Here is a 25,098-nt window from a genome sequence, read left to right on the forward strand (position 1 = left end):
AGTCCCTTGTCATCGACCCTTGGCCGCCAATGACTATAGTTCAGCGCCGCTTGCGTGTGCCGAGGCTGATCCACACCGGCGCGTGGTCGCTGGCGTGCGCCTCGTTGCGCACCCAGGCGTCGACCCCGGCGTCCTTCAGGTAAGGCGCCAGGGCCGGGTTGAGCAGCAGGTGGTCGATGCGCAGCCCGGCGTTGCGCGGCCAGTGGTTACGGAAATAGTCCCAGAAGGTGTAGACCCGCTCGTGCGGGTACAACTGCCGCAACGCATCGCTCCAGCCCTGCTCCAGCAAACGCTGGTAGCATGCGCGTGACTCGGGCTGCAGCAGCGCGTCCTTGAGCCACGATTTCGGGTTGTAGATGTCCTGGTCGGTGGGCACCACGTTGAAGTCCCCCGCCAGCAACACAGGGTGATCGGCGCCGCGCAGCGTGTCGGCATGGGCGATCAGGCATTCGAACCAGCGCAACTTGTACGCAAACTTCGGGCCCGGTTGCGGGTTGCCGTTGGGCAGGTACAGGCAGGCCACCTGCACGCCGTGCACCGCCGCCTCGATATAACGGCTCTGGCCGTCATCCTCCATGCCCGGCAAGCCGCGGCGCACCTCCAGGGGCTGGCTGCCGCGGGCGAGGATGGCGACCCCGTTCCATGACGCCTGGCCGAAGTGCAGGCAGCCGTAGCCGGCAGCCTCGATGGCCTCACCGGGAAACTGCGCGTCGCTGGCCTTGAGTTCCTGCAGGCAGACGATGTCGGGCTGCTCACGCGCCAGCCAGGCCAGCAGGTTGTCGAGCCGGCTGCGGATGCCGTTGACATTGAACGTGGCTATCTTCAGCGCTTTCATGCGTCGGGGTCGTCCACGCGGGCCTGCACCGCGTCTTGCAGTGCCCCCAGGTGGGCCTGGTCGGCCAGCTCCTTGAGCTTGAGCCAGTCGTCCCAGTCGATCGCGCCATCATCGCGCAGCGCCTCGGCCGTGCGCAGCAATTCATGGTGATAGGCGTCGGGCGATTCGCGCCGATAGCTGGCATCGTCGTACTGGGCGTACCAGGCCTCGAGTTCGGGAATGCTGCGTTCGATGCTCATGGTCGGGTTCCTCTGCACCTTTGAAGGTGTGAGCCTTGCTTGTCATCATCGGTTCAAAGCGCGCAGAAAAATTAAACCTTTGCCCGCCGCCGGCCCTCAACCGTACGCGACACTGACGTCGCGCCAACGGATAAGGAGTCACAGATGAGCAATCTGTTCCTCAAGCGGGTCGGGTTTTCCATGGTGCTGGGCATGGCGTCGCTACAGGCCATGGCCGCCTCGTCGGACGACTTCGTCGACGCCGCCACCGAGGCCGGCATCGCCGAGGTGGTGACCGGCAAGCTGGCGCTGGACAAGAGCAAGGACCCGCAAATCAAGACCTTCGCCCAGCAGATGGTCACCGATCACACCCAGGCCAACCAGAAGCTCGGCGACATCGCCCGCAAACTCGACATCAGCGTGCCCGATGAAGCGGCACTGACCGACAAGGTCAAGAAGATGATCCTGGAGTGGCGTGACGAGTCGTTCGACCGCTCCTATGTCAACAACCAGGTCGAGGCCCACGAGAAAGCCGTGGAACTGTTCAGGAAGGAGGCCGCCTCGTCCGACAAGGCCGAGCTCAAGGCTTTCGCCGGCGAGACCCTGCCCAAGCTCGAAGAGCACTTGAAGCATGCCAAGGAACTACAGGCCAAGCACGGCCAGTAACCCGCCCCACTGAAAAAGCGAGGCTCCCATGAGCAATGATGCACTGCGTTCGGAAGTCCTGACCCGCCTGTTGCACGCCCACCCACAAGGGCTGGGCAAGGAAGTGCTGGACAACTACCGCGGCGAGAAAGCCGTGGCCGGCATGCTCAAGACCCTGCAGGAGCAAGGCTTGATCCATGATGGCAGCGTGAATGTCGAATCCGGACACGCGCTCAGCGTCAACTACCCGATCAAACTGTCGTCCGCCGGTGTCGAGGCCGCCAGGCAAGCCGAAGGCTGATGCTGGTCCGCCCTGTGGCAATGGTTCGGCCAACTGCCACAGGGCGGGCTAGCGCAGGCCTTCGATGATTGCCTCCATCAACGCCCGCACCCGCCGTGGCTGCACCCGCGTCGGCGCGTAGACGATCTGCAGCGCCACCTGCCCGGCGCTGAAGTCCTCCAGCACTTCGACCAATCGGCCATTGTCGAGGTCGTCGCGCACATCGCGAAGCGATTTCAGGCACAGCCCGTGCCCATCCAGCGCCCAGCGGCGCACCTGTTCGCCGCTGTTGGCAACCCGCCGGCCGCGCACGCCGACCGGGTAAGCCGCGCCGTCCAGGCGAAATGGCCAGACCCGTTCGGCGTGGATACCGAAACGCATGACGATGCAATCGTGGTGGGCCAGGTCGTCCGGGTGCAGTGGCGTGCCGTGGCGATGCAAGTAGTCGGGCGCGGCGCACACCACCCGGCGGTTGTCGCCCAGGGGCCGTGCGCGCAGGGAACTGTCGGCCAGGGTGCCGTAGCGGATGGCGAAGTCGATGCCCTGCCCCACCAGGTCGACGTAGCCATCGGTCAGGTCCAGGTCGATCGAGACTTGCGGATGCTCGGCCAGGAAACGGTCGAGCAGCGGCACGATGCAGTGCTGGCCAAGGTCCACCGGCGCGCTCAGGCGCACCAACCCGGAGATCTTCTGCTGGCCGTCTCTGAGACGGCTTTCCAGCTCGTCGGCCTCGGCCAGCAGGCGCCGTGCGCCCTCGGCGAGTTGCCGGCCGGCGTCGGTGAGGCTCAGCGAACGGGTGCTGCGGGTCAGCAGCGCCACCCCGTAGTGTGCCTCCAGCGCCGCCAGGCGCTCGGACACCGTGGCCGGTGACAACCCGCGCTCGCGGCCTGCCGCCGACAGGCTGCCTTTTTCGATGATGGTCAGGAACAACGCCAGGTTATCCAGCATGCTTTTCGATTTTTCCGAAATATGATTTTGACTTTCGCCTGATTATTGGTGATTTCCTCGCTAATTACACTGCCCGGCATCGACACCCGTACAGGAGCAACCCGATGACCAGCAGAAGAGATTTCATGAAAGGCACCCTCGCCGGCGGCATCGCCGTGGCGGCGGGCGCGGTACTGGCGAAAGAGCCAGGCGGCAGCACCGGGGCGCCGCCCGATAGCGCCGAGGGCAAGGGGTTCTGGCCCAATGGCGCGCAACTGGTGATTTCCGTGTCGTTGCAATTCGAGTCCGGTGGCCAGCCGAAACACGCCGAAAGCCCCTTCCCGCCCCTGGATTCGCGCTACCCCGACACCATCGCCCCCAGCTGGTACCGCTATGGCCCGCTGGAAGGCGTGCCGCGCCTGCTCGCGCTGTTCGACCGGCATGGCATCAAGGTCACTTCGCACATGGTCGGCAAGGCTGTGGAGGCTTACCCGGAGCTGGCGGCCGAGGTGGTCAGGCGCGGCCACGAAGCCGCCGGCCACGGCCTGCACTGGGCACCGCAGTACAGCCTGACGCCGGCAGAGGAGCGTCGCCAGTACGAGCTGGCCAGCACCATCATCGAGCGCGTCACCGGCCAACGCCCGGTAGGTTTCAACGCGTTCTGGATGCGTCACTCCCGCGAAACGTTGAACATCCTCCAGGACCTCGGCTTTCTCTACCACATCGACGACCTGGCCCGCGACGAACCCTCGATCATCCCGGTGCGCGGCAAGCCTTTCGCGGTAGTGCCCTACACCCTGCGCAACAACGACATCGGTCGTATTGCCGGGTCCACGGCGATGACCGGCGCCGCGCTGTTGCAGGAGCTCAAGGACGAGTTCGACGTGCTTTATGCCGAAGGCCGCCAACGACGCCGGCTGATGTCACTGTCGGCGCATGACCGCATCGGCGGCACACCTACCGTGGTGCGCGCGCTGGACCAGTTCTTCACCTATGCCCGCGGCCATGCCGGCGTGGCGTTCATGCGCAAGGACGAGATTGCCCGTTGGGCCTTGGCCCAGGCCGATACGCCGGTCAATCCGCCACGTGTGTTCGACTGACTGACCGGGGGCGCTTCGCGCCCTTTCGCCGGCAAGCCGGCTCCCACACCGACCGCGCAAATGTCACGCCGTGCACTGTACCTGTGGGAGCGGTCTTGCCGGCGATGGGGCCAGTTGTTCAACGCTCAACCAACCCCGCCTGCCGCATGAACGCAAGGTTGTCCTCGAGATGCCAGTCCTCGGCGATCCGGCCCTCGGCGACACGGTAGATATCCATGGCAATAAAATCGATGGCCTGGCCCTGCCCCTGGTGGTTGCCCAGCTTGCCGCTGAAGTGTCCGGTGAAACGCAGCGCCGCGGTGACCCGGTCACCTGCAACGATCATCTGCAGCACCTCGCAGCGCAGGTCCGGCACCGCTGCGCGGAATGCCCTGGAAGCGCTCAATGGCCCTTCCACGCCCTGTGGCCGTCCCGGTGGCAGGGTGTTGTCGCGAAAGTCGCTGGCCAGCGCGGCGCGGGCCATGGCCTCGTCGCCGGTGTTCCAGAAGGTGTCGTAGCGGCGGGCGGCGAGGATCTGCTGCTCCAACTGGGCCTTGGGCAGGCTCCGGTCCACGACCAGGGTGGCCGGAGTCACCAGCTCGCCGGCATTGCCCGGATTGGCCGCCGCGCTCAGCAGCAACAGGGTGATCCAGCGGCCAGCACGCAGCGCCGAAGCCTTGGGTTCGGTGTTCATCTCAGTTTCCTTCAGTGCGTTCAACGGGTGGGTATGGCGCGGCCGCGAACCATGGATAAAAGCCTAACCAGTCCCGCCCAGTCGCTCAAGAAGGCACTTTTCACTCACCTGATTACCTTGGAGTAACCCATGGCCCATTACCGCGAATGCCCCGCCTACGACGTATTCGCCCCGAATTGCCCGGCCCGCCTGGTGCTCGATCGCCTCGCCGACAAATGGGTGCTGTTGCTCATCGACCGCCTCAGCGCCGGCGAGCGGGTGCGTTTCAACCAGTTGCACAGGGATATCGTCGGCGTCTCGCAGAAGGTGCTGTCGCAAACCCTGAAGCGGCTCGAACGCGACGGCCTGGTGGAGCGCCAGGTGTATCCGACCGTGCCGCCCACCGTCGAATACGCCCTCACCGAGCTGGGCGCGACACTGGGCGGCACGGTGGAGCGGCTGGCGCAGTGGGCGGAGTCGAACATGCCGGCGATCATTCAGGCCCGGCAGCAATACGACGCCCGCCCTGGCTGACTCAACCGTCCTTCTCGATGTCCCTGGGTGGCTTCGCCGGGCCTTGCGGGTCTACCTGCGGGTCATCGAGGTCGGGCGAGTCAGGATCGAATCCCAGGTCGTCGGGGTCGTTGGCGTGCTCCGAGGAGTGCGGTCCCTGGTCGGTCGGTACGTTGTTGCGGCGAGGATGGCGTGGGTCTGACATGGTGGTTTCTCCGTCGTGTATGCAACAGAGAAACCACCAGCAACATAAAGTTTGATCCAGATGCTTGAGAGCGATTGCCCGATGACGATGTCAGCCGGGACAACGCGCTTATTTCTCCGGCAACTTGCGCACCACCAGGTTATCGAGCAGCAACAGGCTGCCTGGCTCTTCGGTATCGACGCTGAGCGTGATCACCTCCGGCCCGTCGATGATCAACTCCTGAGTCCCGTAATGCATCTCGCCCGGACCGTGTTCGGAAAGCTCGACGTACTCTTCGCCAATCGCCGTCTGCACCCCACACCAGCTATTGCAGCCCCAGGAGAAACTCACCAGACGACGCCCAGCGCCGGTCAGGACAAACTGGGTGGTGGTGTCCACTTCCAGGTGCTTGCCGCTGATCTGCCCCTTGCTGGCCTCGTGCGGTTCTTTGCTGATACCGCGGTTGTGTCGCTCTAGCGAGAACGTCACACCGTTGGAGCTGACCTCGGCAGATTGGCCCACGGCAAGGTTTTCAAAGTCGATCGAAGGCGTGGGAGTCGGATGGCCTACTGCCTGGTCCTGCGGCTCATAATCGAACGCCACGCTACCCGCCTTGTCCGCAGGAAACGCCACCCGTACCACAGGTATCAGCTGCTGGTACATCTGTGCGTAGCGGATCTGGTCGAACTGCGCCTTGGCCAATGCGTCTTGCTGGCCTTCGACATAGAAGAACGAATGCAACGGCAGCTCGCCGCCCTGGTCCCTGCGCCACACCGGCAACAGCACCTCGTTGTTCACGCGCCAGAGCGCCTCGGGCATGCCGGTACGCGCCTGGATGGCGGTCTGGAAGGACTTTGCGGCCGCGCCACGCGCATCGCGCAGATCCCATCCGCAGACCCGGAAGTTGCCCGCCTGGGGGTACTTTTCCAGCCACTGCCGGGCAGTGTCGACACCCAGGGTCTGGCAGGTGTCGGTGGTCTGCTCGTAACCCCTGATAGGGCCGCATCCCTGCAATGTTGGACGCTGGTTGGTGTTGGCATTGATGGGAAAGGTGCACAGCACGTTCAAAGCCGCGATCTTGCCTGGTGGAGCGGCCTGGGGCGGATAGAGGATGAATCCGTTCCGATTACCGAAGGGGCTGCCAAAGTTGTTGTCCCGCCGAATCCACGAGAACGCGACACTGCCGCTGTTGATCTGGCTGTCAGTCGGCTCCCAGGGCAGGAAGCCGACGCTGCTGGAGGTGGTACGTAGGGCAATGCCGCTGCACAGATAGCCGGGCTTTTGCGCGCCACCGCAGTCATCGGTGACGCTGTCGTACCAGCGCCGCAGCTCGACGACTGCCTGCTCGCCCCGGCTGTCGAGCGCCGCCGAGGCGGCACTGGGCGATAGAGGGGGGCTCGTCGGGCCGGGCACTGCCATACAGCCGGCAATGAGGGGTAGCAACAGACAAAGCAATTTTCTCATGGCACACCTCGGTTGCTTCTCCAATGGATGAATCCTGCGTGCAGAGGATTTATCCATTGGAGGAGAAACCGCGCCACTGGCAAAAATGGCAGGTCAACTACAGCGTGTACGCTTGGCCTGAGGCCCATTGCGAGAGGTTCTGCCCTGCTCTGAGCGGCAACCAAGAATGTTGCATCTGATGATTTGATGCCCTCACTGCTGCTGATACTGACTCAGGTATTTGTCCAGCACCGCCTTGTCCCCCGCCCCGTCCCCGGCCACCTGCCACAGCCGCCGCTCGATGCCCTGGGCCAGCAGGTGGCCCACCGCGGCTTCGATGGCCGACAACACGCACAGCTGCGCCGGCTCGTTGGTGGTGTAGCCGACCTCGGCTTCGAGCAGCTTCTTGAACTCGATGAACTTGAACACCCCGGCGTTCTGCCCGACCGAGTAGATGGTCTTGCTGGTCATCACGTTGGCCAGTACCTGCCCGGTGCGCACGTCCACCGCCCGCAGGTTGACCGTGACCTGGTCGACCCGGTACTCGCGGGACAGGCCGATGCCCAGGTAGCGGGCGCCCTCGCCGCCGCTGCGCACGTTGGTGTCGTAGGCGATGATGCCGCCCTCGAGCATCAGGTTGGCCGCCTGCAACGGCGGCAGTTCGCCCTGGATGTTCTCGGCGACGTCAGGCTTCTTCTGCGAGGCACGGATGATCTTGCGCTCGGTCAGCAGGTTCTGCAGGCCCTCGCGCTCGAGCACCACGAACCAGCCACTGGCGTTGAGGGCGTCCATCAGCATGCTCGCCGCCCCCTGGGTGACACTGGTGGAGAACGAGCTGGCCGGAGTCGGCTTGTACTGCCCGGTCTGGTCGCGGAAGCCGTATACCACCGCCATCAGCCGGCCACGGGGCCGGGGCATGTTGACCAGGTCGTAGTAGGTCGAGGCCCGCGGTGTCAGCGTCGGAGTCTCAGGGTCTTGTTCGGCGGGCATCGGCTCGCGCAGGCCGCAACCTTGCAGGCTAGCCAGGGCGGTGAGGATCAGCAGTGTGCTCAGCAGGCGTTTCATGGCGTTCTCTCCCCAGTAAAGACCCGTCCCTCTCAGGGGTTCAGGCCGCTGACCTCGATGATCGAGACTTCCCCGGTGGCCCGGTCGGTGACCTTGATGCTCAGCGCCCCGGAATCGTCGATCACGTCGATCAGGAAGGCGTCGGTGGACATGCTGCCGGTGTTGCCGTTGCTGATGTTGTCCAGCAACTGCCCGAGCAGGCGCGACTCGAGCTGGTTGCTGAAGCGTTCCAGGGCCGAGGTGCCGGCGAATGCCGAGCTGCGGTCCTTGAGGTCGGGATCGTCGTAGTCGTTCTGCGCCTGGGCGTTGTTCAACAGCCAGGCGCCATTGATCGGATTGCCGCCGAAGGACGGGTTGACCGGGGTGTACACCAGCTCGGTGGCCAGGGCCGGGCCACCGAGGCCGGCGGCCAGCAGGCAGGCGGCGATGCGTCGTGCTAGGTGGTTGCTCATAGCTCGTCCCTCTCCAGATCGGTTGTGTCCTGCAGCAGCCGTTGCAATTTGCGCTGGATGATCTGCTGCCTGACCAGGTCGGCGGCCGCGATGGCCTCGTCGTTCAATTGCGTGGTGTTGGGCGGCAGGAAGCGCCTGTACAGCACCTCGCGTTCGTACTCCACCGTCACCAGGCTGCCCCAGCGGGCATCCGGGCGTTCGCGCACCACCAGGTTGAAATCCAGCCGGCTGGTGGCGCGCAGCCGGTCGCTGAAGGCGTGATAGAAGTCGTGGCCGATGTGCGAGATGGTGTTGTCGACGATGAAACCCATCATCTCGTCCTCGGCCCCGGCCTGCGCCTGGCCATGCAACAGGGCCAGGCACAGGCAGACCCGCGCGGCCAGGCGTTTCATGGCGCCTCTCCCAGGCCGGCATGTGGACGGGCGCCTGCGGCGCTTTCGGCGAAGGCCTGCTCGGCGACGAACTGCCAGTCGCTGTAGTGCTCCAGCCCCTCGAAGGCACTCCACTGGGCGTCGAAACCGCTGCGCTTGAGCGGCGCGGCGTCGGAGCGGCTGTACACCCCGGTGATGCGGCCATCGACCGCGCGCAACAGGCCCCATTCTTCGCCGCCACCGACAGGGTCCGGGTAGAGCCGACGCAGGTGGCGCTGCGGCGACGGGAAACGGTTGTCTTCCACCAGCTCCCCAAGGTCCTGCGGATACTGGGCCAGGCCCGGCGAGGCGCGGTAGTAGCTGCGCAGGGCCTGGGCGTACTGGCCGCCCACCCACAGCAGCTGGCGCTCGTGCTCGCGCTGCTGGCTGGTGGCCCACAGGGTGCCGGTGGCCGCCAGGGCCATGCTGCTGACGGCGATCAGCAGCAGCACGCCCAGGTAGGTGAAGCCGGCTTCACCATTCGGCATAGAGGCTGCCATCGCGCGCCCTCCCGGTTGCTCCGCTCTTGATGTCGGCCACCGCGCCGGAAACGCCCTCGGGCGGCGGCACCAGCTGCCAGGCATCGCGCCGTTCGGTGATCGGATCGACCGGGGTGTTGCGCAGGTAGCGCTGCTCCACCAACTGGTCGATCGAATCGGGGTAGTGCCCGGTGTCGCCGTAGTAGTGATCCAGGGCCTCGCGCAGCACCGCCAGGCTCTGGCGCAAGGTGGCCTCGCGGGAGGCCTCCAGGCTGTTGAAGTAGCGCGGCATGGCGATGGTCATCAGGGTGGCGATGATCGCCATCACCACCAGCAGCTCGATGAGGGTGAAGCCTCTGCTCGCTTTCATCGCCGTCACCATTGCCCGTAGGGCACGTTGTTCAGGCCCTTGCCGCTGGCCTTGGAATACACGTCGAACACATCCTCGCCCTCACGCGGGCTGTCGGCCGCGCTGTCGTAGGCGCGCAGGCCCCAGCCACCCAGGTCGTCATCCTTGGCGGCGCGCAGCGGGTCGTGGGGGATGCGACGCAGGAAGTAGAACTTCGCACCCTTGGCACTGCGCACATCGCGCACGCCGTCCACCAGCACCTGCAGGTTCGGCGGATAACCGCTGGCGTTCAGGCGCTTCTCGATATAGCCGGCGTCGAAGGCGCGCTTGTAGGCGTCGATGGCGTCGCGGATCTGGTACAGCGCCTCGCGCAACTGCTGCTCCTTGCCCCGGCGTACCACCGTCTCGGTCAGGGGCGCGGCCATGCTGGCGAGCAAGCCGAGCAGCGCCAGGGTCAGCACCACTTCGATCAGGCTGAAACCCTGCTGGCGGCGTGTCATGGCCGTGGCCTCGCGGCGGCAGGCACCACGGCCATCTGCCCCTCTACCAGCGGCGCCGCGGCCGGCTCGTCAGCCGGGGCGTCGGCGGGCAGTGCGCTGGCCGGCGCCGGTTGCGCCAGTTGGCGCACCTGCAGGGCCGATTCTGTGCCAGTGGCGAACTCCATGTCAGACGGGCTCTGGTACGGCAGGTTGCGCACGATGCGCGGGGTGATCGCCAGCACCAGTTCGGACTTGCTCATGTCGTCCTTGTTGCTGCCGAACAGCCGGCCCAGGCCGGGAATATCGCCCAGCCCCGGGATCTTGTTGCCGCTGGCGTTGTGATCGTTGCGCACCAGGCCGGCCAGTACCTGGGTCTCGCCATCGTGCAGGCGCAGGCTGGTCTGGGCGTTGCGGGTATCGACCTGGACCGGAATGGTGCCCTGGCGCGTGGCCTCCAGGGGCGTGGCGTTGCTCACTTCCAGGGCCACCTTGATCGCCACCTCGTTGTTCAGGTGCACGGTGGGCTGCACTTCGAGCTTGAGGCCGACATCCAGGTAGGTGACGCTTTCGGTGATCACCGGGCCTTGGGTCGAGGGCACCGAGGTGGCGCTGATGATCGGCACCCGCTGACCGATGTGGATGCGCGCCTGTTCGCGGTTGCTGACCCGGATCACGGGGCTTGCCAGGGTGTTGATGTCCTTGTCCTGGGCATTGATCTTGGCCTGCGGCGCCGGCGAGATGCTGATGCGGCTGGAGTCGATGCCGCGCAGCTGGTCGAGCACGCTCACCGACTTGCCGTCGCTGGTCAGCACGCCGAAGGTGTTGGGCCATTGCAGGCCGAGGTCGAGGATGCGCGAAGTGGCCACTTCCATCACCTCCACTTCCAGCACCACCTCGGGGTTGGACTGGTCCTGGGACTGCAGCAGCTTCTCGGCCATGCGCACGGCGTCGGGGGTGTCGCGCATGGTCAGGGTGTTGAGGCGCTCGTCGACGAACACGTCGCGGGTCTTGAGCATGGTCTTGACCATGTTCAGCGCGGTGTTGGCGTCGATGCTGGTCAGGTAGAAGGTGCGCATGACCAGTTCCTGGTAGTCCTTGGTCTTCTGCGGCGAGTCCGGGTAGAGCAGCAAGGTGTTGTCGTTGACGATCTTCTGGCGCAGCTGGTTCTGCTCCAGCAGCAGGGCCACGGCATCCTCGATGCGCACCTCGCGCACGAAGATGGTGGCCTTCATGTCCGGGCGCAGGTCCTTGTCGAAGATGAAGTTGATCCCGGCGACCTGGGCCAGCACCTCGAAGATGGTCTTCAGGTCGGCATCGCGAAACTCCAGGGTGACCGGGCGCTCCAGCTTGCTGCGCAGTTGCGGGTAAGGCGTGGCGGTACGGGCCTGGACGTTCTCGATGTCGCTGCGCAGCATCTGGCCCTTCTGGTTCTGCGGGTCGAGGCGCAGCACCTCGCGCATGTAGCGCTCGGCGCCGAACAGATCACCCTGGCGCAACGCCGCCTGGCCAAGGGCGACACGGTCGTCGAGGGTGCGGATCAGCTCCAGCTGACGGATGCCCTCCTGGGCGCGGCGGTTGTTGGCCTCGATGGTCAGCACCCGACCGTAGCCCATGCGCGCGCCGGCGAAGTCGTGGCGCACGCGGTCGCTGTCGGCCTGGGTCAACAGTGCCTCGACCGCGGCCTGGCGGCCGTGGGCCAGGGCGATGTTCAGCTCGGTGTCGCGCGGATCTTCGCGCAGGGCTTCTTCCAGGCGAGCGATGCCGGCCTCGTACTGGCCTTCCTTGATCAGTTCCTGGCTGTCCTTGCGCGCGGCGCTCGAGCCGCATCCGGCGATGGCCACGCACAGGGCCAGGAGCACGAACGGCGCAGGCTTGCACAACTTCGACGGTTTCATGGTGCGCTCCCGACAGACAGGGTCTGTGGCTGATGCAGTGGCAGGTAGACCAGGCTCAGCTCGGTGGCCGAGACGCGGTCCAGACGGTAGGTGTCGTCGATCACATCGCCCTGGCGCACGACGTAGAGCTTTTCGCCGCTCTGCAGGAAGATCTGCAGGTCGTCGCGCTCCCCCATGCGACCGATGAACCGAAACGGCAGCGTCGGGGCGGTAGGTGCGGCAGGTTCCGGGGTGGTGACCACGGGTTGTTCGGTGACGGTGGCCAGGGCCTGGGGTGGGGTCCATTGCTGGCTGGGGAACAGGTCGCGTGAAGGGCTTTTGGCTTCATCGCGGGGCAAGCCCGCTGCCACGTTCGTGGGTGTCGCTTGGGGGCGGGTTTGCTCCGCGACAGGGCCTGCCAGCTCATCCTCCACCACGCCGAACCAGCGCCCCGGCGCCCAGGCCAGCGCCGCGCTCAACCCCAGGAACCCGGCCCACATCACCGCACGCTGAGTGTTCATCACGACCTCGACAGGTAAAGGGTCATGCGCACACGGCCGGTCAGTTCCCGGTCACCGATCCGCTTGCGTTGCAGTTCCAGGTCTTCCAGCACCAGCGTCGGCAACTGGCCGAGCAGCGCCTTGAGGAAGCCACGGATCTGCGGGTAGCTGCCGCGCACCGGCAGGACGATCTGGTAGCGCGCCAGTTGGGTCTTCGGGTCCACGCCCAGGGCGTACTCGCCCCGGGCCAGGCTGATGCGCTCGGCACTGGCCAGGTGGTACAGGCGCTCGATCAGCTCGCTGGCCTGGGGCTGGCCGGGCAACTGCTGGCGCAGGTCGTCCAGCGCCTGCTGCTCGGGCTTGGCCTGCACCTTGAGCTCGCCACGCGCCAGGCGCTGCACCTGGGCACTGGCATCGGCCTCGCTGGCACGCAGTTCGCGCACTGCCTGCCACTGGGGCAGCACCCCGGCCAGGGCGACCGCCAGGGCCAAGCCGCCGACCAGCACCGCAGCCAGCCCTGCCCGGCCCAGGCGCCGCAGCGCTTCATGGACGATCAGGCTACGGACGCGCATGGCCGGTCTCCCAGGTGGCGGTGAGGTTGAAGCGCACCGGATGCTCGACCTGCCCGGCCACCACCTCGTGGTTGAGCAGCGACACGTCCGACAGCTCGGCGCTGCGCTCCAGGCGCTGGTGGTACTGCAGCATGGCCTCGAGGTTGCGCGCCTCGGCACTGATGCGTACCTGGCCCTTGCGGGCATCGGGGGTCAGGCTGAGCAGCGCCACGTCTTCCTGCGGCATCGCCTCGAGCATGGCGAACAGCTGCTGCCATGGCCGCTGCAACTGCTGCGAGACGCTGCGCATCTGCGCCAGGCGCTCGGCCTGCTCGCGGATCACCGCGCTGCTCTGCCCCGCGGCGGTGGCCGGGCGTCGGCCAAGCTTGAGTTCGAGTTGGTGCACGCGGCCTTCCAGGTGCACCTGCTCGCTCACCAGTTGCTGCTGGGCCAGCACCAGCACGGCCAGCACGGCGCCGCCCAGGGCCAGCAACGACCAGGCCAGGGGGCTGCTGTGGCGGGGTTGGAATTCCAGGTCGAGGCGGCGCATGTCAGGCCACCGCCCGCCACATGGCGCACAACGGATCGGCTTCGGCGCTGGCGGCGCACAGCTGCACCGCGGCCAGTTGCGAGGCTGCCGTGCGCCCCGGTGCGTGCAGGTACACCCGAGGCAACTGCTCGCCATACAGTTCGCAGGTACGCTCGATCAGCGCCTGCAGGGCCTGGTCGTTGTCGGCGCAGCCCTGGGCGAGCACCTGCTGCCAGGCACCGCCTGAAGCCAGCAGCAGCACGCTGCGGCGCGGCTCGGCCAGCACGAAGAGGAAGTCGCCTTGGGCCAGTTGCGCCGAGCAGCGGTTGTAGGCGGCCATCAGGTACGGCTGCACCGAGCGCAGGCTCAGGCGGCTTTCCCGCCCCAGTGCCTGCAGGCCCTGGAGCAGCGCCTCGGGCAGCGCCGTGGCGATGCGCGCGGCGCCGGCCGGCTCCGGCGAAAGAACGATGCGCCAGTCGTCCAGAGGCTGCCCGTAAAGGTTCTCGAAGCAGGCCCGGGCATAGGCCTCGAGTTCGCGCGGGGTACCGATGGCATCGCTCCAGGGCACCAGGCAGAAGCGGCTGTAGCGGGCCGAGAGCAGCACGCGCAACTGCGCGCCGCGTGCCGGATGCTCACCCAGCAGCCCGGCCAGGGCCTGGAGTGCCGGGGCCCAGGTCGGCTGGGCGGCGTCGCAGGCAAACGCGCGGCTGCCCAGCCATTGATGCTGCCGGCCGTGCCATTGGCCCAGGCCGACACCCTCGGCGCCCAGCACCGCGCAATACCGATCAGGCGATAAATGTGACACGGTTGATCTCCTCGAGTGTGGTACGGCCATCGCGGACCAGGTCCACGGCCGAAGCGCGCAGCAGGCGCAGGCCGCGTTGGCAGGCCAGCTGCTTGATCTGCGAGAGCGGGCGACGTTCGACGATCATCTGCCGCAGGTCGTCGTCCAGGTGCAACAGTTCGGCAATCGCGCTGCGCCCGCGGTAGCCGCTGCCACGGCACTGGCCGCAGCCCTGGGCGCGCACGAAGCGCCAGCCGGCCACCGCATCACGGGTCAGGCCCGAGGCGGCCAGCAAGTCGTCGTCCGGGTCGCAGGCCTGCGCGCAGTGCGGGCAGGCCAGGCGCACCAGGCGCTGGGCCAGCACGGCATTGAGCGCCGAGACGAAGCTGTAGGGGTCGACCTGCATCTGGCTGAAGCGGCCGATCACGTCGAACACGTTGTTGGCGTGGATGGTGGTGAACACCAGGTGCCCGGTCAGCGCCGACTGCACGGCAATCTGCGCGGTGTCCGGGTCACGGATCTCGCCGACCAGGATCTTGTCCGGGTCGTGGCGCAGGATCGAGCGCAGGCCGCGGGCGAAGGTCAGGCCCTTCTTCTCGTTGACCGGGATCTGCAGCACGCCGGGCAGCTGGTACTCGACCGGATCCTCGATGGTGATGATCTTGTCCATGCCATGGTTGATCTCGCTGAGCATGGCGTAGAGGGTGGTGGTCTTGCCGCTGCCGGTGGGGCCGGTGACCAGGATCATGCCGTAGGGCTCGGCGGCCAGCCGGCGCAGGGCCTGCAAGGTCTGCGCCTCGAACCCCAGGGCCTGCAGCTGCACGCCGCTGACCTGGTCGGACAGGTCCTGCTTGTCCAGCACCCGCAGCACCGCGTCCTCGCCGAAGATGCTGGGCATGATCGAGACGCGGAAATCGATCTGCCGCTCGCCGATGGCCACCTTGAAGCGACCGTCCTGGGGCACGCGCTTCTCGCCGATGTCCAGCTCGGCCATTACCTTGATCCGCGAGATCACCTGCTCGGCGAAGGCGCTGCCGCTGGCCTTGCCGGCACCGTTGAGCACGCCGTCGATACGGTACTTGATGGTCAGGCCCTGGCCGGTCATCCCTAGGTGGATGTCGCTGGCGTGCAGCTTGAGCGCGTCGTACAGGGTGGAGTTGACCAGCTTGACCACACGGCTCTGGTCTTCGCTGATGCTGGTCAGCGACAGGCGCTGCAGCGGGTCGGCCTCGCTGCCGGATTCAGCCTCGTGGCCAAGGGCATCGACAGCGTGGAAGCTTTCCTCGTGGCGGGCCAGGAACGCGGCAAGGTCGGCGGCGTGGGCCAGGTACAGCGGCGCGCCCTGCAGGCAGTCGTCGATCCAGGCCAGGCGGGCGCTGTCGAAGGGGTCGGCGAACACACCGACCCGCTCGCCCTCGTGTTCGACCAGGGCGAATTCGTGTTTCAGGCACTGCGCCAGGCTGACCCGGTCGAAGGCCGGAGCGCAGGCGAACAGGGCCTCGGTGGCGAGCACCGGGTAATGCAGGGTGATGGCCAGGCGCTGGGTGAAGGTGGCCGGGGTGTCGCTGGACAGGTGTTCCAGGCAGGCCAGAAGACGCTCTTGGCCGGCTTGCTGGCGGGCCTGGGCCAGGAGTTCGCGGGGGTAGCCCCGCGATGGGTCCAGTGGGCCTTTATCGAATGCCTGGGACATGGCCTGCGACTCCGCTCAGGGGCGGCGCCGCGGGCCTGGAGGCCTTGGGCGCCGCTATTCCCCGGTGAGCAGTTGTTCGTCGTCAGGTTTGGCAGGCTTGTCGCCATTGCGTCGGCGGTCGGCCAGGACCCAGCTGCCATCGTACAACTGCAAGGGGAACGACTCGTTCCTGTTCTGGCGTCGTTCGACGTACCCTTCGGCCGGCTGGTCGGTGCTTCTGCGCTGGCGCTCGATGCCCATCAGGTCGAAGACGGCGCGGGCCAGTTCCATCAGCGGGAACGGCTTGAACAGGACATGGGTCACGCCCAGTTCGGCGGCCCGCTCACGGACCTCGGCGGTCGGGTGGGCGGTGATCAGCACGAAATGGCATTGCCTGTTCCTGCGCACGGTCTCCAGGACCTGAAACCCCTCCATGTCGGGCAAGCGGTAATCCAGCACGATCACGTCCGGTGCCTGTCTCTCGGCCTCTTCGATACCCGTGGTACCGTCGTGGGCGAGATGGACCTCCAGGCCTTGCGCCTGCAGATAGGCTTGCAGGTTCTGCGCAAGGGTCTGTTCGTCATCGACTACCAATACTCTGTTCACCAAGGTCCACTCCCATGAACTGCCCGGTCTCCCGGTCTGCGAAGTGCGGCCTTGTAGAGGCTTGAGCATGCTTCGTGCCAGGCATCAAAATTCACTGCTTACCGCTTTCAAGTCGCTGATATCGTTGAAGCTCGTCGGTCACCCCAGACCTTTGCGGCTGGCCGTTCCCCATATCCGGGGAAGATGATGGCACATTGCCCTGAAGGGTTTCCCCAACTATGGGGAAAGCCCTGCACGCCCCTCAGTCGACGCGCTCCACTGTAGCGGAATCACGCAAACGTTGGCGTACGGCTTGCCGGGCCTGGGCCTGGAGTTGCGCGACGAGCGCGTCCCTGGCCAGGCGCAGGCCGTGTTCTGGTAGGACAGAAGTATTATCACTTTGGTTCTGCATTCCTTGCAGTCTTTGCCAGTTGGCCTGATGGAAGGCCGCAACTTCGGCGCTGCTGGGTTCTTCGATCGCGCTCAGCCGGGCGAAAACCTGCTGGGCGGCCATCTCATGTCGAGTGTAGTCAGCGAAGCCTGCCCGATCGAAGCCGGCTTGCGCCAGGCGCTGCTCGAACACCGCGGGGCTGCCGAAGGCCGCCTCAACCTCGCTGACCCGCGCCGTCACCTGCGCATCGCTGATGTCTATGCCCTGGCGCTGGGCCTCCTGCCAGAGCAGTTCCTTGTCGATCAGTTCATCCAGGGCCTGCGCGCGCAGGCGCTGGTAAAGATTGGGGTTGCGGATGCTCGCCACCGCCCGCCCCTGGGCCTGGAGGTATTCGCTGAAGTAGCGCTCCAGGCGCAACACCCCGATCTCCACGCCATTGACCCGCGCCGCCGGGGTGTCGGCGTGGCTGGCCAGGGCGAGCAGCGACAACAGGCACGCAATCAGGGTGCGCATGGTGATCTTCTCCTGAATCTCAAGGGCTATCCGGCATCGCTCGGTACGGTGCCACTTCAATGAAACCAGGGCCCGGCAGGCTTACCTCCACCACATGGGCACCTGTCATGCCCTGGCGGCGTCCGGGGCCGAAACCCAGCAAAGGCGTGAGGCCGGTATCGATGTCATGCAACTGCTCCAGGGCGACCAGCAACTGCTCACGGCTGGCGTCGCGCCCGATCTGCTTCAAGGCTTCGACCAACAACTGCCAGGCGCACAGGGTAGTGACCTGCAACGATGCCTGGCGCGGCTCCAGCCCCTGGCGCAACTGCACCCCGGCAAGGGTCGCCCGGCCTTGCGCGGTCCAGTCGCCGGGTACGAAGGGATAGGCCAGCAGCACGCGCTGCGACCAGGACGGCGCCAACCCCGGCACGGCACCAGCCACCTGGCCCGACGCGGCGAACAGGTAAGGGTTGCGCCCGCTTGCTTCCAGGCTCGACGCCAGCGCGGTGAACGCCTGGGCGTGGCCGAGGAAGAGGATACCCTCGCCGTCCGGGGCCTGGCCCATGAACGCAAGGGGCGGCGCGGTAGTGACCCCCAGTTGAAGCAAACGCTGCTGCAGCACCTGCGCCGCACCGGCCTGCTCTGCGCCGGCATACACCACCCGCAAGGCAGCGGGCGCCAGGCCAAGGGCATCACGGGCATGCAGCGCCACGCTGAGCAATTGCGCGGGCACGCCCGGCAAGGGATCGAACACCTGCGCACTGCCACCGCTACGTGGCGTGGCGCCTATCAGCGGCAGGCCGGCCTGCTCCAGCTGGCGGCTGTCGAGCAGTGGTGCGAGGGGCGCGACCAGGGCGAACACCCGTTCTCGTTGCGTCAGCGTGTCCAGTGCCTGTGCGGTGCTGGCCGGGTCCTGCCCGGGGTCCAGCGTGACCAGTTGCAGGCGTCGCCCATGGATGCCTCCCTGTTGGTTCAACTGCGCGACGCCATCCTCCAGCACTGCCCGCACCGTTCGCCCGGCCTCGGCCAGCGGGCCCTGCTCGGGCAGCAAGGTGCCCAGACGCAAGGTGCCCTCCTCCACGCCGGGGTCACGGTCCTCGCCCAGGCGCTTGAGGTAGGCGGTGAGATTGCGTTGGTCGGCCAGGCTCAGGTCGAAGCGTGGCATCGCCGGGTCGAGGCGATTGCCGGCGGGGTCGGTGCCGCTGCGGATGACCCGCGCCAGGCTGGCATCGGTGTAGGCCGGGTAGCGCCGGTTGTTGGCCTCGCGGTTGCCAGGGCCAAGGGCCAGGCGCTGCCAGTCCAGGCTCGGCGGGCGCACTCCGCCTTCACTGCGGCCGCGCCCGTCGTTGCCATGGCAACCGGCGCAGGGCAGCACGCTGGCCGGCACGCGCATGCCCCCGGGGCCGACCCGGGCCAGCAACTGGGCGTCGCTGCTGGAGACGCCTTCGCGGTAGAGGCGTTTGCCGGCGAGTTCCTGCTCGCTCAGTTGCACTGCCCCGCACAGGCACCACCACAACATGAGCAGGACCCACTTGGCAGCGGCGGCCATGATGTCAGCGCCCCGCCAACGGCTGTGCCAGCAGTTGCATGCGCTGGGCGATCGCTGCAGGCGGCGCGTCCGGGCGGATCTTGCTCCAGCGCTTGCCTGCCACGTCACCGGCAATCAACTGCGTCGAGTGCTGCTCGGGGCTGGGCAGGAACTGGCCCAACCGCCCCAGCACCAGGTCGACGCTGGCCTTGTCGCCGGTCAGGAACAGCCAGTTCGGACCATCCACCCCCTGCTTCTGCGCAAACGCCTTGAGTACCTCTGGCGTGTCGTTCAGAGGATCGCTGCTCAGCGACACGAACGTCACCTGCGCCGCCAGTGCCGGGCCCATGGCCTCGCGCACCTCGCGCAATTTGCGGGTGATCAGCGGGCAGGCATCGTTGCAGTGGGTGAAGATCACGTTGAGCATCACCACCTTGTCCTTGAGCACATCGCTGTAGAAACGCAGCTCGCGGCCGTCCTGGTCCTTGAGCACGGTGTCGGTGAACCAGGTCTGCGCATCGCGGGTGCCACCGCCGCTGGTCATGGTCTGCGGCGCCGGTTGTGGCGTCGGCGCGTGGCCCTCGTGGGCGAACGCCACCGAGGCGAGGATCCACAGGCAGGCGCCGAGCACCAGCCAGTCAAGGCTGCGCATGCTGGCATGGCGGGAGGTGTGGGCGCTCATGGCTGTACCTCCTGGCCGGCGATGGCGGTGCTCTTGGCGTGCACGCGACGCGCGCTCAGGCGGTTGACCTCGCCGATCAGCACATTGGGGTCGGTGAAGCCGTAGTAGCGCGTCCAGTGCCCGCTGCGCCCATCACCCACCAGGATCAACGGCGGGTGCTCGCTGAGGTTGGCGCTGAAGCTGCCCAGCCCCTTGAGCGTTTCGCTGATGGCATAGGGTGAACCGGTCAGCCAGCTCCACCCCGGCCCGTGCTGGAATGCCCGGGCGTAACCGGCCAGGCGCCTGGAATCGTCACGCTGTGGATCGACGCTGATCGACACCAGTCGAATCTCCTCACCCACCCGCCCACCCAACTGCTGCTGGACCTTGCTCATGATCGACGACACCACCGGGCACACCGTGGTGCAGCTGGTGTAGATGAACCCCATGACCACCAGGTGATCGCCCACCAGGTCCTTCTCCAGGCGCACCGGCATGCCGTCCTGGTCGAGCAGCGCCACATCGGCGAAGCGCACGCTGGCTTTCTCCTGGTGAGCGGCCGGCGGTTGCTCGGGCGTGCCGCCGTGATCGTGGCCGGCGTGGGCCAGTGCCAGGTTGCTGGCCAGCAGCAGGCTCAGGCCCAGCAGTTTTCCACCATGCAGACGATTCATCGCACACTCCTGGGTTCCCCTTGGGAAGCGGTGGGCGCCTCGGCGGCCGGCAGGACGCGCAGGCTGGTGTAGTTTTCTTCGGTGAAGGCACGCCCGAGGCTCGGCGACTGTACGTGCAGGTACCAGGCGCCGGCCTCGGCCAGCTCCAGCGGCGCCTGGTAGAGCCCCTCGCCCACTTCGACCAGTGCCACGTTGCGTGGCAGCGACGAAGGCGCCAGGAAGTAGCGCAAGCTCAGGTCGCCAAGCCCCAGGCGCGGCTTGCCGTCCTCGCCGACAATGCGCACCCGGGCCTGGTACGGGGTGTGCTGCAGCAGCGGCTGGTCGGTGCCGATGAACTCGGCGTGGGCACGCTTGGGCACGCCCGACTGCGGCAACGCCGCGACCTCGGTGCTGAAGCAGTGGATGATCTGCGGCTGGTTGAGCAGGAACGCCACGTCGAAGGTGCCGGCGGCCGGCAGCTTGACCGTCGAGCCGTACACGCCGGGCGCCAGCTCGCGCAGACTACGGTCGATGACCCGCGCGGCGCGGGCCTGGTGGCCGCGGTTGTTGTAGCCCGACATCGGCGCGTTCATGCCCTCGGCGTAGAAGTAGGTGGTGTTGTCCACCGGGTTGACCACGAACACCGCATTGTCGTCGCGGGAAATGCTCACCCCCTGGGCCAACGGCAGGTCGCCGGCCTGGCGCGGCGCCGCCGGGCCGGCCTCGAAGCCCTGGACGATCGGTTCGCGCCCCTGCCCGAGGCTTGCCAGGTTGATCATGCTCACCTTCGGCGAAGCCAGCCCACGCACGTAGGCGTAGGCCTTGGTGAAGGTCAGCTGGTACGGCTCGGCGGCCACCGGTATCCGATGGAGCAACTGGTCGGTACTGGCATCGATCACCAGCGCCTGGTTCTCCAGGGTGTTGAGCACCACGCCATAACGACCATCCTGGCTGAAGCGCATCGGCCCCAGGCCCTGCTCGGCCTTGACCGTGTGGCGCAGGGTGTGGCTGCGGGCGTCGATCACCCGCACCGTGCCCTCCTGGCCATCGACCACGTACACTGCCTGCGACAAGGGCGAGTAAGCCACCGACAACGGATGCGGGCCGACTTCGAGGGTCTTCACCAGGCGCATCTGGGCGGTGTCGATGACGCTCAGGGTGCCGCCGTCGCGGTTGCTGACGAAGGCAAAGCGCGAATCGGCGCTGAAGGCGATCTCGTGGTGGCCGGAGCCGGTGACGAACGACTTGAGCTTGGCCCGGCTGGGCACGTCGATCACCGTCACCCCGCCCTTGGCCGGGTCATGGCTGTTGTTGCCCACCCACAGCAGGCGCTGGTCGGGTTGCAGCGCCACCCGCAGCGGCTGCTCGCCGGCCTCCAGGGTGGCCACGCGGGTGAAGGTCTCGGTGTCGATCAACGCCACCTGGTTGCGTTCGGGCATGGACACGAACACCTGCTTGTCATCGCCGGTGGCCACCCAGTCCATGGGCCGCCCCGGAAGGTCGATGCGCGCCAGCGTGCTGGTGACCCCGCCCACCGACACGGTCGGGTCGATCACTGTCAGGCTGGCGTCCTTGTTCAGCACCAGCAGGAAGTAGCTGTTCAGATCGAGCAAAGGACGAGCGCCGATGCTGCTTTTGAGAAACAACGCCACGCGCGCCTTGCAACTGCTGTCGCGGTCGCCAACCGGTGCCGACTGCGCGGGGTCGAGCCAGGCGCCGGGGGCCATGCCCGACAGCGGCTGGCCGCTGGTCTGGTCGCTGACCTTGAAGCGGATATTGGCAAAGTCGCCCTCACGCAGCTCACCGCCGCTGAGAGGGCGCGCCTCGAACTCAACGGTGACGCCATCGCGGCTGAGCGTGTGCAGGGCCTGGGGATCGGCGGCCTCCTGCAGCAGTTCGCGGGGGTCGCACCAGAGCTTTTCGTAGGCCACGCCGAGGCCGATCAGCGCGGTGCCCAGCAGCAAGCCCAGGTATGCAGGGCGCAGCTTGCGGTTCATGCCGGCACGCATGGGGTAGCGCCTTCGAGGGGAATGGTCATGCTGCACCTCCACAGGAATCACGGTTCTGTGGAGGGGGAAGCAAGCGTTATGCCATTAAACAAACGCCCTTAAATCAACGGGTTGGCCAAACAACCCGAGAATATTGGGGAGGCGGCCCCAATACCGGGGGCTGTCTGCCGGGCCCGCGCTTTATAAGAAGACCCTGCTCATTTGCCCGACCCGGCGCCATGCTTGTCCATTCCCACACTCGATCTGGTGGTGCAGGCGAGCCAACCGTTCAGTACACAAATAGTACGTATCAAGCATGAAACAATTGACTGATTCAGGCCATTTTCAGGCAGTTGCAGTACGTACCATGTAGCATCAGCCGAAGGCATTCCGCCCCCAATTCAGCGCAATGTGTCCTATCGATCTCGAGCAGTATCTGGAAACCGCCGGCAGGCTGGAGGCCAGAACGCTGGGTGTGATCCGCAAGATCGAGCAGCTCAGGAAGAAGGACGGCGACCTCAAGGCGAGCGCTGACATGACACATTTATTTTCACTATATTGATTTGTGATATGAATCATGTCATTTTCAGGCCGCACCCAACCCATGGTTCCTTTCGGGCCATGGCTGGTAACGCCCCCACCGGAGCCAACAACATGAATAAAACCGGACTTCTCGGCGCGCTGGCACTCTGTGCCTGCAGCGCCTTCGCCCAGGCCGACGATGCCAGCCTGCGCATCGGCATCGAGGCCGCCTACCCGCCCTTTTCCTACCGCACCCCAGAAGGTGAGCTCGCCGGCTTTGACTACGACATCGGCAACGCGCTGTGCGCGCAGATGCAGGTCAAGTGCCAGTGGGTGATCCAGGAGTTCGACGGCATGATCCCGTCGCTGAAGGTACGCAAGATAGACGCCGTGTTGTCGTCGATGTCGATCACCGAGGATCGCTTGAAATCGGTCGATTTCACCGACAAGTACTACCACACCCCCGGCAAGTTCGCGATGAAGGCCGGCAGCCGCCTGGACACCCCGATGGTGGACCTGAAGGGCCGCAAAGTGGGCGTGCAGCGGGCCTCGACCTATGACCGCTTCGCCACCGAACAACTGGAACCGGCGGGCGTCGAGATCGTGCGCTACGCCTCGCAGAACGAAGCCTTCCTCGACCTGGTTTCCGGGCGCCTGGACGCCACCCTCGCCGATATCGTCAACACCGAGGAAAGCTTCATCAAGACCCCGGCGGGCCAAGGCTTCGCCCTGGTCGGCCCGGACATCGGCGACCCGCACTATTTTGGCCGCGGCGCCGGGATTGCCGTGCGCAAGGGCGACACCGCCAACCTCGCGCGGCTCAACGCCGCCATCGCCGCGATCCGCGCCAACGGCATCTACCAGCAGGTGCAGGGCAAGTACTTCCCGTTCGACATCTACGGCCAGTAACGCCGGCCGACGAGGGTTTTCATCATGCTTCATGGCTATGGATCGAGCATTCTCGATGGCGCCTGGCTGAGCATCAGCCTGGCACTGCTGGCGATGGCCTTGGCCATCGGCCTGGGCCTGTTCGGTGCGGCCTGCCGGTTATCACCGTTGCGATGGCTGGCGGCACTGGGCGAGGTCTATGCCACGGTAGTACGCGGCATCCCCGACCTGGTGCTGATCCTGCTGGTGTTCTACGGCGGCCAGGACCTGGTCAACCGCCTGGCACTGGCGCTGGGCTACGAACAGTACATCGACATCAACCCGTTTGTTGCCGGGGTGTGCACCATGGGCTTCATCTTCGGCGCCTACCTCTCGGAGACCTTTCGCGGCGCCTTCCTGGCGATCCCCAAGGGCCAGGCCGAGGCTGGCGCCGCCTACGGCATGAGCGGCCTGCAAGTGTTCTGGCGGATCAGCCTGCCGCAGGTGGTGCGCCTGGCCCTGCCGGGCTTCACCAACAACTGGCTGGTGCTGACCAAGTCCACCGCGCTGATCTCGGTGATCGGCCTGCAGGACATGATGTTCAAGGCCAAGAACGCCGCCGACGCCACCCACCAGCCGTTCACCTTCTTCCTCGCCGTGGCCGCGCTGTATCTGCTGCTGACCAGCGTGTCGCTGCTGCTGTTGCGCGGTGTTGAACAACGTTACTCGGTCGGCTTCAAAGCCGCCGAACTCTAGGGGAGCTGCCCGATGACGCTCGACTATCAACTGATCTGGCAGAACCTGCCGCTGTACCTGAACGGCGTTGCCCTGACCCTCAAGGTGCTGCTGATTTCGCTGGCCTGCGGCCTGGCGCTGGCGATCCCCCTGGCGCTGATGCGCGTCTCGCGCACGTGCCTGCTGCGCTACCCCGCCTGGCTCTACACCTACGTGATCCGCGGCACGCCGATGCTGGTGCAGCTGTTCCTGGTGTACTACGGCCTGGCCCAGTTCGAGGCCGTGCGCCAGAGCCCGTTGTGGCCCTACCTCTCCAGCGCGACGTTCTGCACCTGCCTTGCCTTCGCCCTCAACACCAGCGCCTACAGCGCCGAGCTGCTGGCCGGGAGCCTGCGCTCGACGCCCCGGGGCGAGGTCGAGGCTGCCCGTGCCATGGGCATGTCACGGTTGACGCTGTACCGGCGCATCCTGCTGCCCTCGGCCTTGCGCCGCGCCCTGCCGCAGTACAGCAACGAAGTACTGATGATGCTGCAGACCACCAGCCTGGCGTCGATCGTCACCCTGGTGGACATCACCGGGGCGGCGAAGACCTTCAACGCACGCTACTACCTGCCTTTCGAGGCCTTCATCACCGCCGGGCTGATCTACCTGGCCCTGACGTTCATGCTGGTGCGCCTGTTCAAGCTGGCCGAGCGCCATTGGCTGGCCTACCTGGCACCGCGCAAGCACTAAGGAGCT

31 protein-coding genes are annotated in these 25,098 nt (G+C 66.3%); 7 read left to right on the top strand and 24 right to left on the bottom strand.

What is annotated here, in order from left to right:
- Positions 1–40 precede the first annotated feature (40 nt).
- Together xth and DFS21_RS11275 are read right to left on the bottom strand one after the other, a co-directional pair.
- Positions 41–835, bottom strand: coding sequence for an exodeoxyribonuclease III (gene xth, locus DFS21_RS11270; RefSeq protein ID WP_110704265.1), 795 nt, complete (start codon positions 833–835; stop codon positions 41–43).
- Complete coding sequence (locus DFS21_RS11275) at positions 832–1,074, bottom strand: hypothetical protein (protein WP_102685119.1); 243 nt, start codon at positions 1,072–1,074, stop codon at positions 832–834. The genes xth and DFS21_RS11275 overlap by 4 nt, the downstream gene beginning before the upstream one ends.
- A 144-nt stretch (positions 1,075–1,218) precedes the next feature.
- Between DFS21_RS11275 and DFS21_RS11280 the strand changes: the two genes are divergently transcribed.
- Complete coding sequence (locus tag DFS21_RS11280) at positions 1,219–1,719, top strand: DUF4142 domain-containing protein (protein WP_023631357.1); 501 nt, start codon at positions 1,219–1,221, stop codon at positions 1,717–1,719.
- A gap of 28 nt (positions 1,720–1,747) precedes the next feature.
- Complete coding sequence (locus DFS21_RS11285) at positions 1,748–1,999, top strand: hypothetical protein (protein ID WP_102685118.1); 252 nt, start codon at positions 1,748–1,750, stop codon at positions 1,997–1,999.
- 48 nt (positions 2,000–2,047) lie between these two features.
- Here the strand turns inward: DFS21_RS11285 and DFS21_RS11290 are convergent, their stop codons facing one another.
- A complete protein-coding gene (locus DFS21_RS11290; RefSeq protein WP_102685117.1) occupies positions 2,048–2,926 on the bottom strand; it encodes a LysR family transcriptional regulator in 879 nt (292 codons plus the stop codon).
- Positions 2,927–3,030: 104 nt separating this feature from the next.
- Here DFS21_RS11290 and DFS21_RS11295 point away from each other — a divergent pair, with 104 nt between their 5' ends.
- Positions 3,031–4,005 carry a polysaccharide deacetylase family protein gene (locus DFS21_RS11295; protein WP_110704260.1) on the top strand — a complete coding sequence of 325 codons (975 nt, stop codon included), beginning with the start codon at positions 3,031–3,033 and terminating at the stop codon, positions 4,003–4,005.
- Positions 4,006–4,123: 118 nt separating this feature from the next.
- Here DFS21_RS11295 and DFS21_RS11305 read toward each other — a convergent pair whose 3' ends face one another.
- Positions 4,124–4,678, bottom strand: a complete 555-nt coding sequence (locus tag DFS21_RS11305) for an ester cyclase (RefSeq protein WP_110704254.1) — start codon at positions 4,676–4,678, stop codon at positions 4,124–4,126.
- A 129-nt stretch (positions 4,679–4,807) separates the two neighbouring features.
- On the opposite strand from DFS21_RS11305, the gene DFS21_RS11310 reads away from it, so the two are divergent.
- On the top strand, positions 4,808–5,191 hold the full coding sequence (locus tag DFS21_RS11310) for a helix-turn-helix domain-containing protein (RefSeq protein WP_110704252.1): 384 nt from the start codon (positions 4,808–4,810) through the stop codon (positions 5,189–5,191).
- 1 nt (position 5,192) lies between these two features.
- Here DFS21_RS11310 and DFS21_RS11315 read toward each other — a convergent pair whose 3' ends face one another.
- The 20 genes from DFS21_RS11315 to DFS21_RS11410 all read right to left on the bottom strand — a co-directional run bounded on the left by DFS21_RS11315 (position 5,193) and on the right by DFS21_RS11410 (position 22,245).
- Positions 5,193–5,375: a DUF6021 family protein gene (locus DFS21_RS11315; RefSeq protein WP_110704250.1), complete on the bottom strand. Its 183-nt coding sequence runs from the start codon at positions 5,373–5,375 to the stop codon at positions 5,193–5,195.
- A gap of 108 nt (positions 5,376–5,483) precedes the next feature.
- On the bottom strand, positions 5,484–6,842 hold the full coding sequence (locus DFS21_RS11320; protein WP_146603141.1) for a hypothetical protein: 1,359 nt from the start codon (positions 6,840–6,842) through the stop codon (positions 5,484–5,486).
- A 168-nt stretch (positions 6,843–7,010) separates the two neighbouring features.
- On the bottom strand, positions 7,011–7,862 hold the full coding sequence (locus DFS21_RS11325) for a CsgG/HfaB family protein (protein ID WP_110704246.1): 852 nt from the start codon (positions 7,860–7,862) through the stop codon (positions 7,011–7,013).
- Positions 7,863–7,894: 32 nt separating this feature from the next.
- A complete protein-coding gene (locus DFS21_RS11330; RefSeq protein WP_110704244.1) occupies positions 7,895–8,314 on the bottom strand; it encodes a curli assembly protein CsgF in 420 nt (139 codons plus the stop codon).
- Positions 8,311–8,706, bottom strand: coding sequence for a curli production assembly/transport protein CsgE (gene csgE, locus DFS21_RS11335; RefSeq protein WP_102685112.1), 396 nt, complete (start codon positions 8,704–8,706; stop codon positions 8,311–8,313). Before csgE ends, DFS21_RS11330 begins: the two co-directional genes overlap by 4 nt.
- On the bottom strand, positions 8,703–9,224 hold the full coding sequence (locus DFS21_RS11340) for a type II secretion system protein (RefSeq protein ID WP_111532336.1): 522 nt from the start codon (positions 9,222–9,224) through the stop codon (positions 8,703–8,705). Before DFS21_RS11340 ends, csgE begins: the two co-directional genes overlap by 4 nt.
- Positions 9,199–9,573 (bottom strand): type II secretion system protein, encoded by a 375-nt coding sequence (locus DFS21_RS11345; RefSeq protein WP_102685110.1) that lies wholly within the window; start codon positions 9,571–9,573, stop codon positions 9,199–9,201. The genes DFS21_RS11340 and DFS21_RS11345 overlap by 26 nt, the downstream gene beginning before the upstream one ends.
- Positions 9,574–9,578: 5 nt before the next feature.
- Complete coding sequence (locus DFS21_RS11350; RefSeq protein ID WP_110704240.1) at positions 9,579–10,052, bottom strand: type II secretion system protein; 474 nt, start codon at positions 10,050–10,052, stop codon at positions 9,579–9,581.
- Positions 10,049–11,926 carry a secretin N-terminal domain-containing protein gene (locus tag DFS21_RS11355; protein ID WP_046855690.1) on the bottom strand — a complete coding sequence of 626 codons (1,878 nt, stop codon included), beginning with the start codon at positions 11,924–11,926 and terminating at the stop codon, positions 10,049–10,051. Before DFS21_RS11355 ends, DFS21_RS11350 begins: the two co-directional genes overlap by 4 nt.
- Positions 11,923–12,426, bottom strand: coding sequence for a hypothetical protein (locus DFS21_RS11360; protein ID WP_102685108.1), 504 nt, complete (start codon positions 12,424–12,426; stop codon positions 11,923–11,925). The genes DFS21_RS11355 and DFS21_RS11360 overlap by 4 nt, the downstream gene beginning before the upstream one ends.
- Positions 12,426–12,977 (bottom strand): type 4a pilus biogenesis protein PilO, encoded by a 552-nt coding sequence (gene pilO / locus DFS21_RS11365; RefSeq protein WP_046855692.1) that lies wholly within the window; start codon positions 12,975–12,977, stop codon positions 12,426–12,428. The genes DFS21_RS11360 and pilO overlap by 1 nt, the downstream gene beginning before the upstream one ends.
- A complete protein-coding gene (locus DFS21_RS11370; RefSeq protein WP_110704238.1) occupies positions 12,964–13,506 on the bottom strand; it encodes a pilus assembly protein in 543 nt (180 codons plus the stop codon). Before DFS21_RS11370 ends, pilO begins: the two co-directional genes overlap by 14 nt.
- A gap of 1 nt (position 13,507) precedes the next feature.
- Positions 13,508–14,290, bottom strand: a complete 783-nt coding sequence (locus tag DFS21_RS11375; RefSeq protein WP_111532337.1) for a hypothetical protein — start codon at positions 14,288–14,290, stop codon at positions 13,508–13,510.
- Entirely contained in the window at positions 14,271–15,959 is a 1,689-nt protein-coding gene (locus tag DFS21_RS11380) for a GspE/PulE family protein (protein WP_111532338.1), read from the bottom strand. Before DFS21_RS11380 ends, DFS21_RS11375 begins: the two co-directional genes overlap by 20 nt.
- A 54-nt stretch (positions 15,960–16,013) precedes the next feature.
- Positions 16,014–16,547, bottom strand: coding sequence for a response regulator (locus DFS21_RS11385; RefSeq protein ID WP_178082013.1), 534 nt, complete (start codon positions 16,545–16,547; stop codon positions 16,014–16,016).
- A gap of 238 nt (positions 16,548–16,785) precedes the next feature.
- The gene (locus DFS21_RS11390; RefSeq protein ID WP_110704232.1) at positions 16,786–17,427 is read right to left on the bottom strand and encodes a SurA N-terminal domain-containing protein; all 642 of its coding nucleotides are present in this window, start codon (positions 17,425–17,427) and stop codon (positions 16,786–16,788) included.
- A 19-nt stretch (positions 17,428–17,446) separates the two neighbouring features.
- Positions 17,447–18,928, bottom strand: coding sequence for an ABC transporter substrate-binding protein (locus tag DFS21_RS11395; protein WP_371926829.1), 1,482 nt, complete (start codon positions 18,926–18,928; stop codon positions 17,447–17,449).
- Positions 18,929–18,962: 34 nt separating this feature from the next.
- Positions 18,963–19,619: an SCO family protein gene (locus DFS21_RS11400; RefSeq protein WP_110704228.1), complete on the bottom strand. Its 657-nt coding sequence runs from the start codon at positions 19,617–19,619 to the stop codon at positions 18,963–18,965.
- Positions 19,616–20,269: an SCO family protein gene (locus DFS21_RS11405; RefSeq protein WP_111532340.1), complete on the bottom strand. Its 654-nt coding sequence runs from the start codon at positions 20,267–20,269 to the stop codon at positions 19,616–19,618. Before DFS21_RS11405 ends, DFS21_RS11400 begins: the two co-directional genes overlap by 4 nt.
- Positions 20,266–22,245: a cytochrome D1 domain-containing protein gene (locus DFS21_RS11410; RefSeq protein WP_111532459.1), complete on the bottom strand. Its 1,980-nt coding sequence runs from the start codon at positions 22,243–22,245 to the stop codon at positions 20,266–20,268. The genes DFS21_RS11405 and DFS21_RS11410 overlap by 4 nt, the downstream gene beginning before the upstream one ends.
- A gap of 645 nt (positions 22,246–22,890) precedes the next feature.
- Between DFS21_RS11410 and DFS21_RS11415 the strand changes: the two genes are divergently transcribed.
- The 3 genes from DFS21_RS11415 to DFS21_RS11425 are packed head-to-tail and all read left to right on the top strand — an operon-like array spanning position 22,891 to position 25,092.
- The gene (locus DFS21_RS11415; protein WP_102685262.1) at positions 22,891–23,667 is read left to right on the top strand and encodes an ABC transporter substrate-binding protein; all 777 of its coding nucleotides are present in this window, start codon (positions 22,891–22,893) and stop codon (positions 23,665–23,667) included.
- A 24-nt stretch (positions 23,668–23,691) separates the two neighbouring features.
- Positions 23,692–24,381 carry an ABC transporter permease gene (locus DFS21_RS11420; protein ID WP_110699174.1) on the top strand — a complete coding sequence of 230 codons (690 nt, stop codon included), beginning with the start codon at positions 23,692–23,694 and terminating at the stop codon, positions 24,379–24,381.
- Between the two features lie 12 nt (positions 24,382–24,393).
- Complete coding sequence (locus DFS21_RS11425; RefSeq protein ID WP_110699176.1) at positions 24,394–25,092, top strand: ABC transporter permease; 699 nt, start codon at positions 24,394–24,396, stop codon at positions 25,090–25,092.
- The last annotated feature ends 6 nt before the right edge of the window (positions 25,093–25,098 follow it).

The organism is Pseudomonas sp. 2848, assembly GCF_003253945.1.
GTDB lineage: Bacteria > Pseudomonadota > Gammaproteobacteria > Pseudomonadales > Pseudomonadaceae > Aquipseudomonas.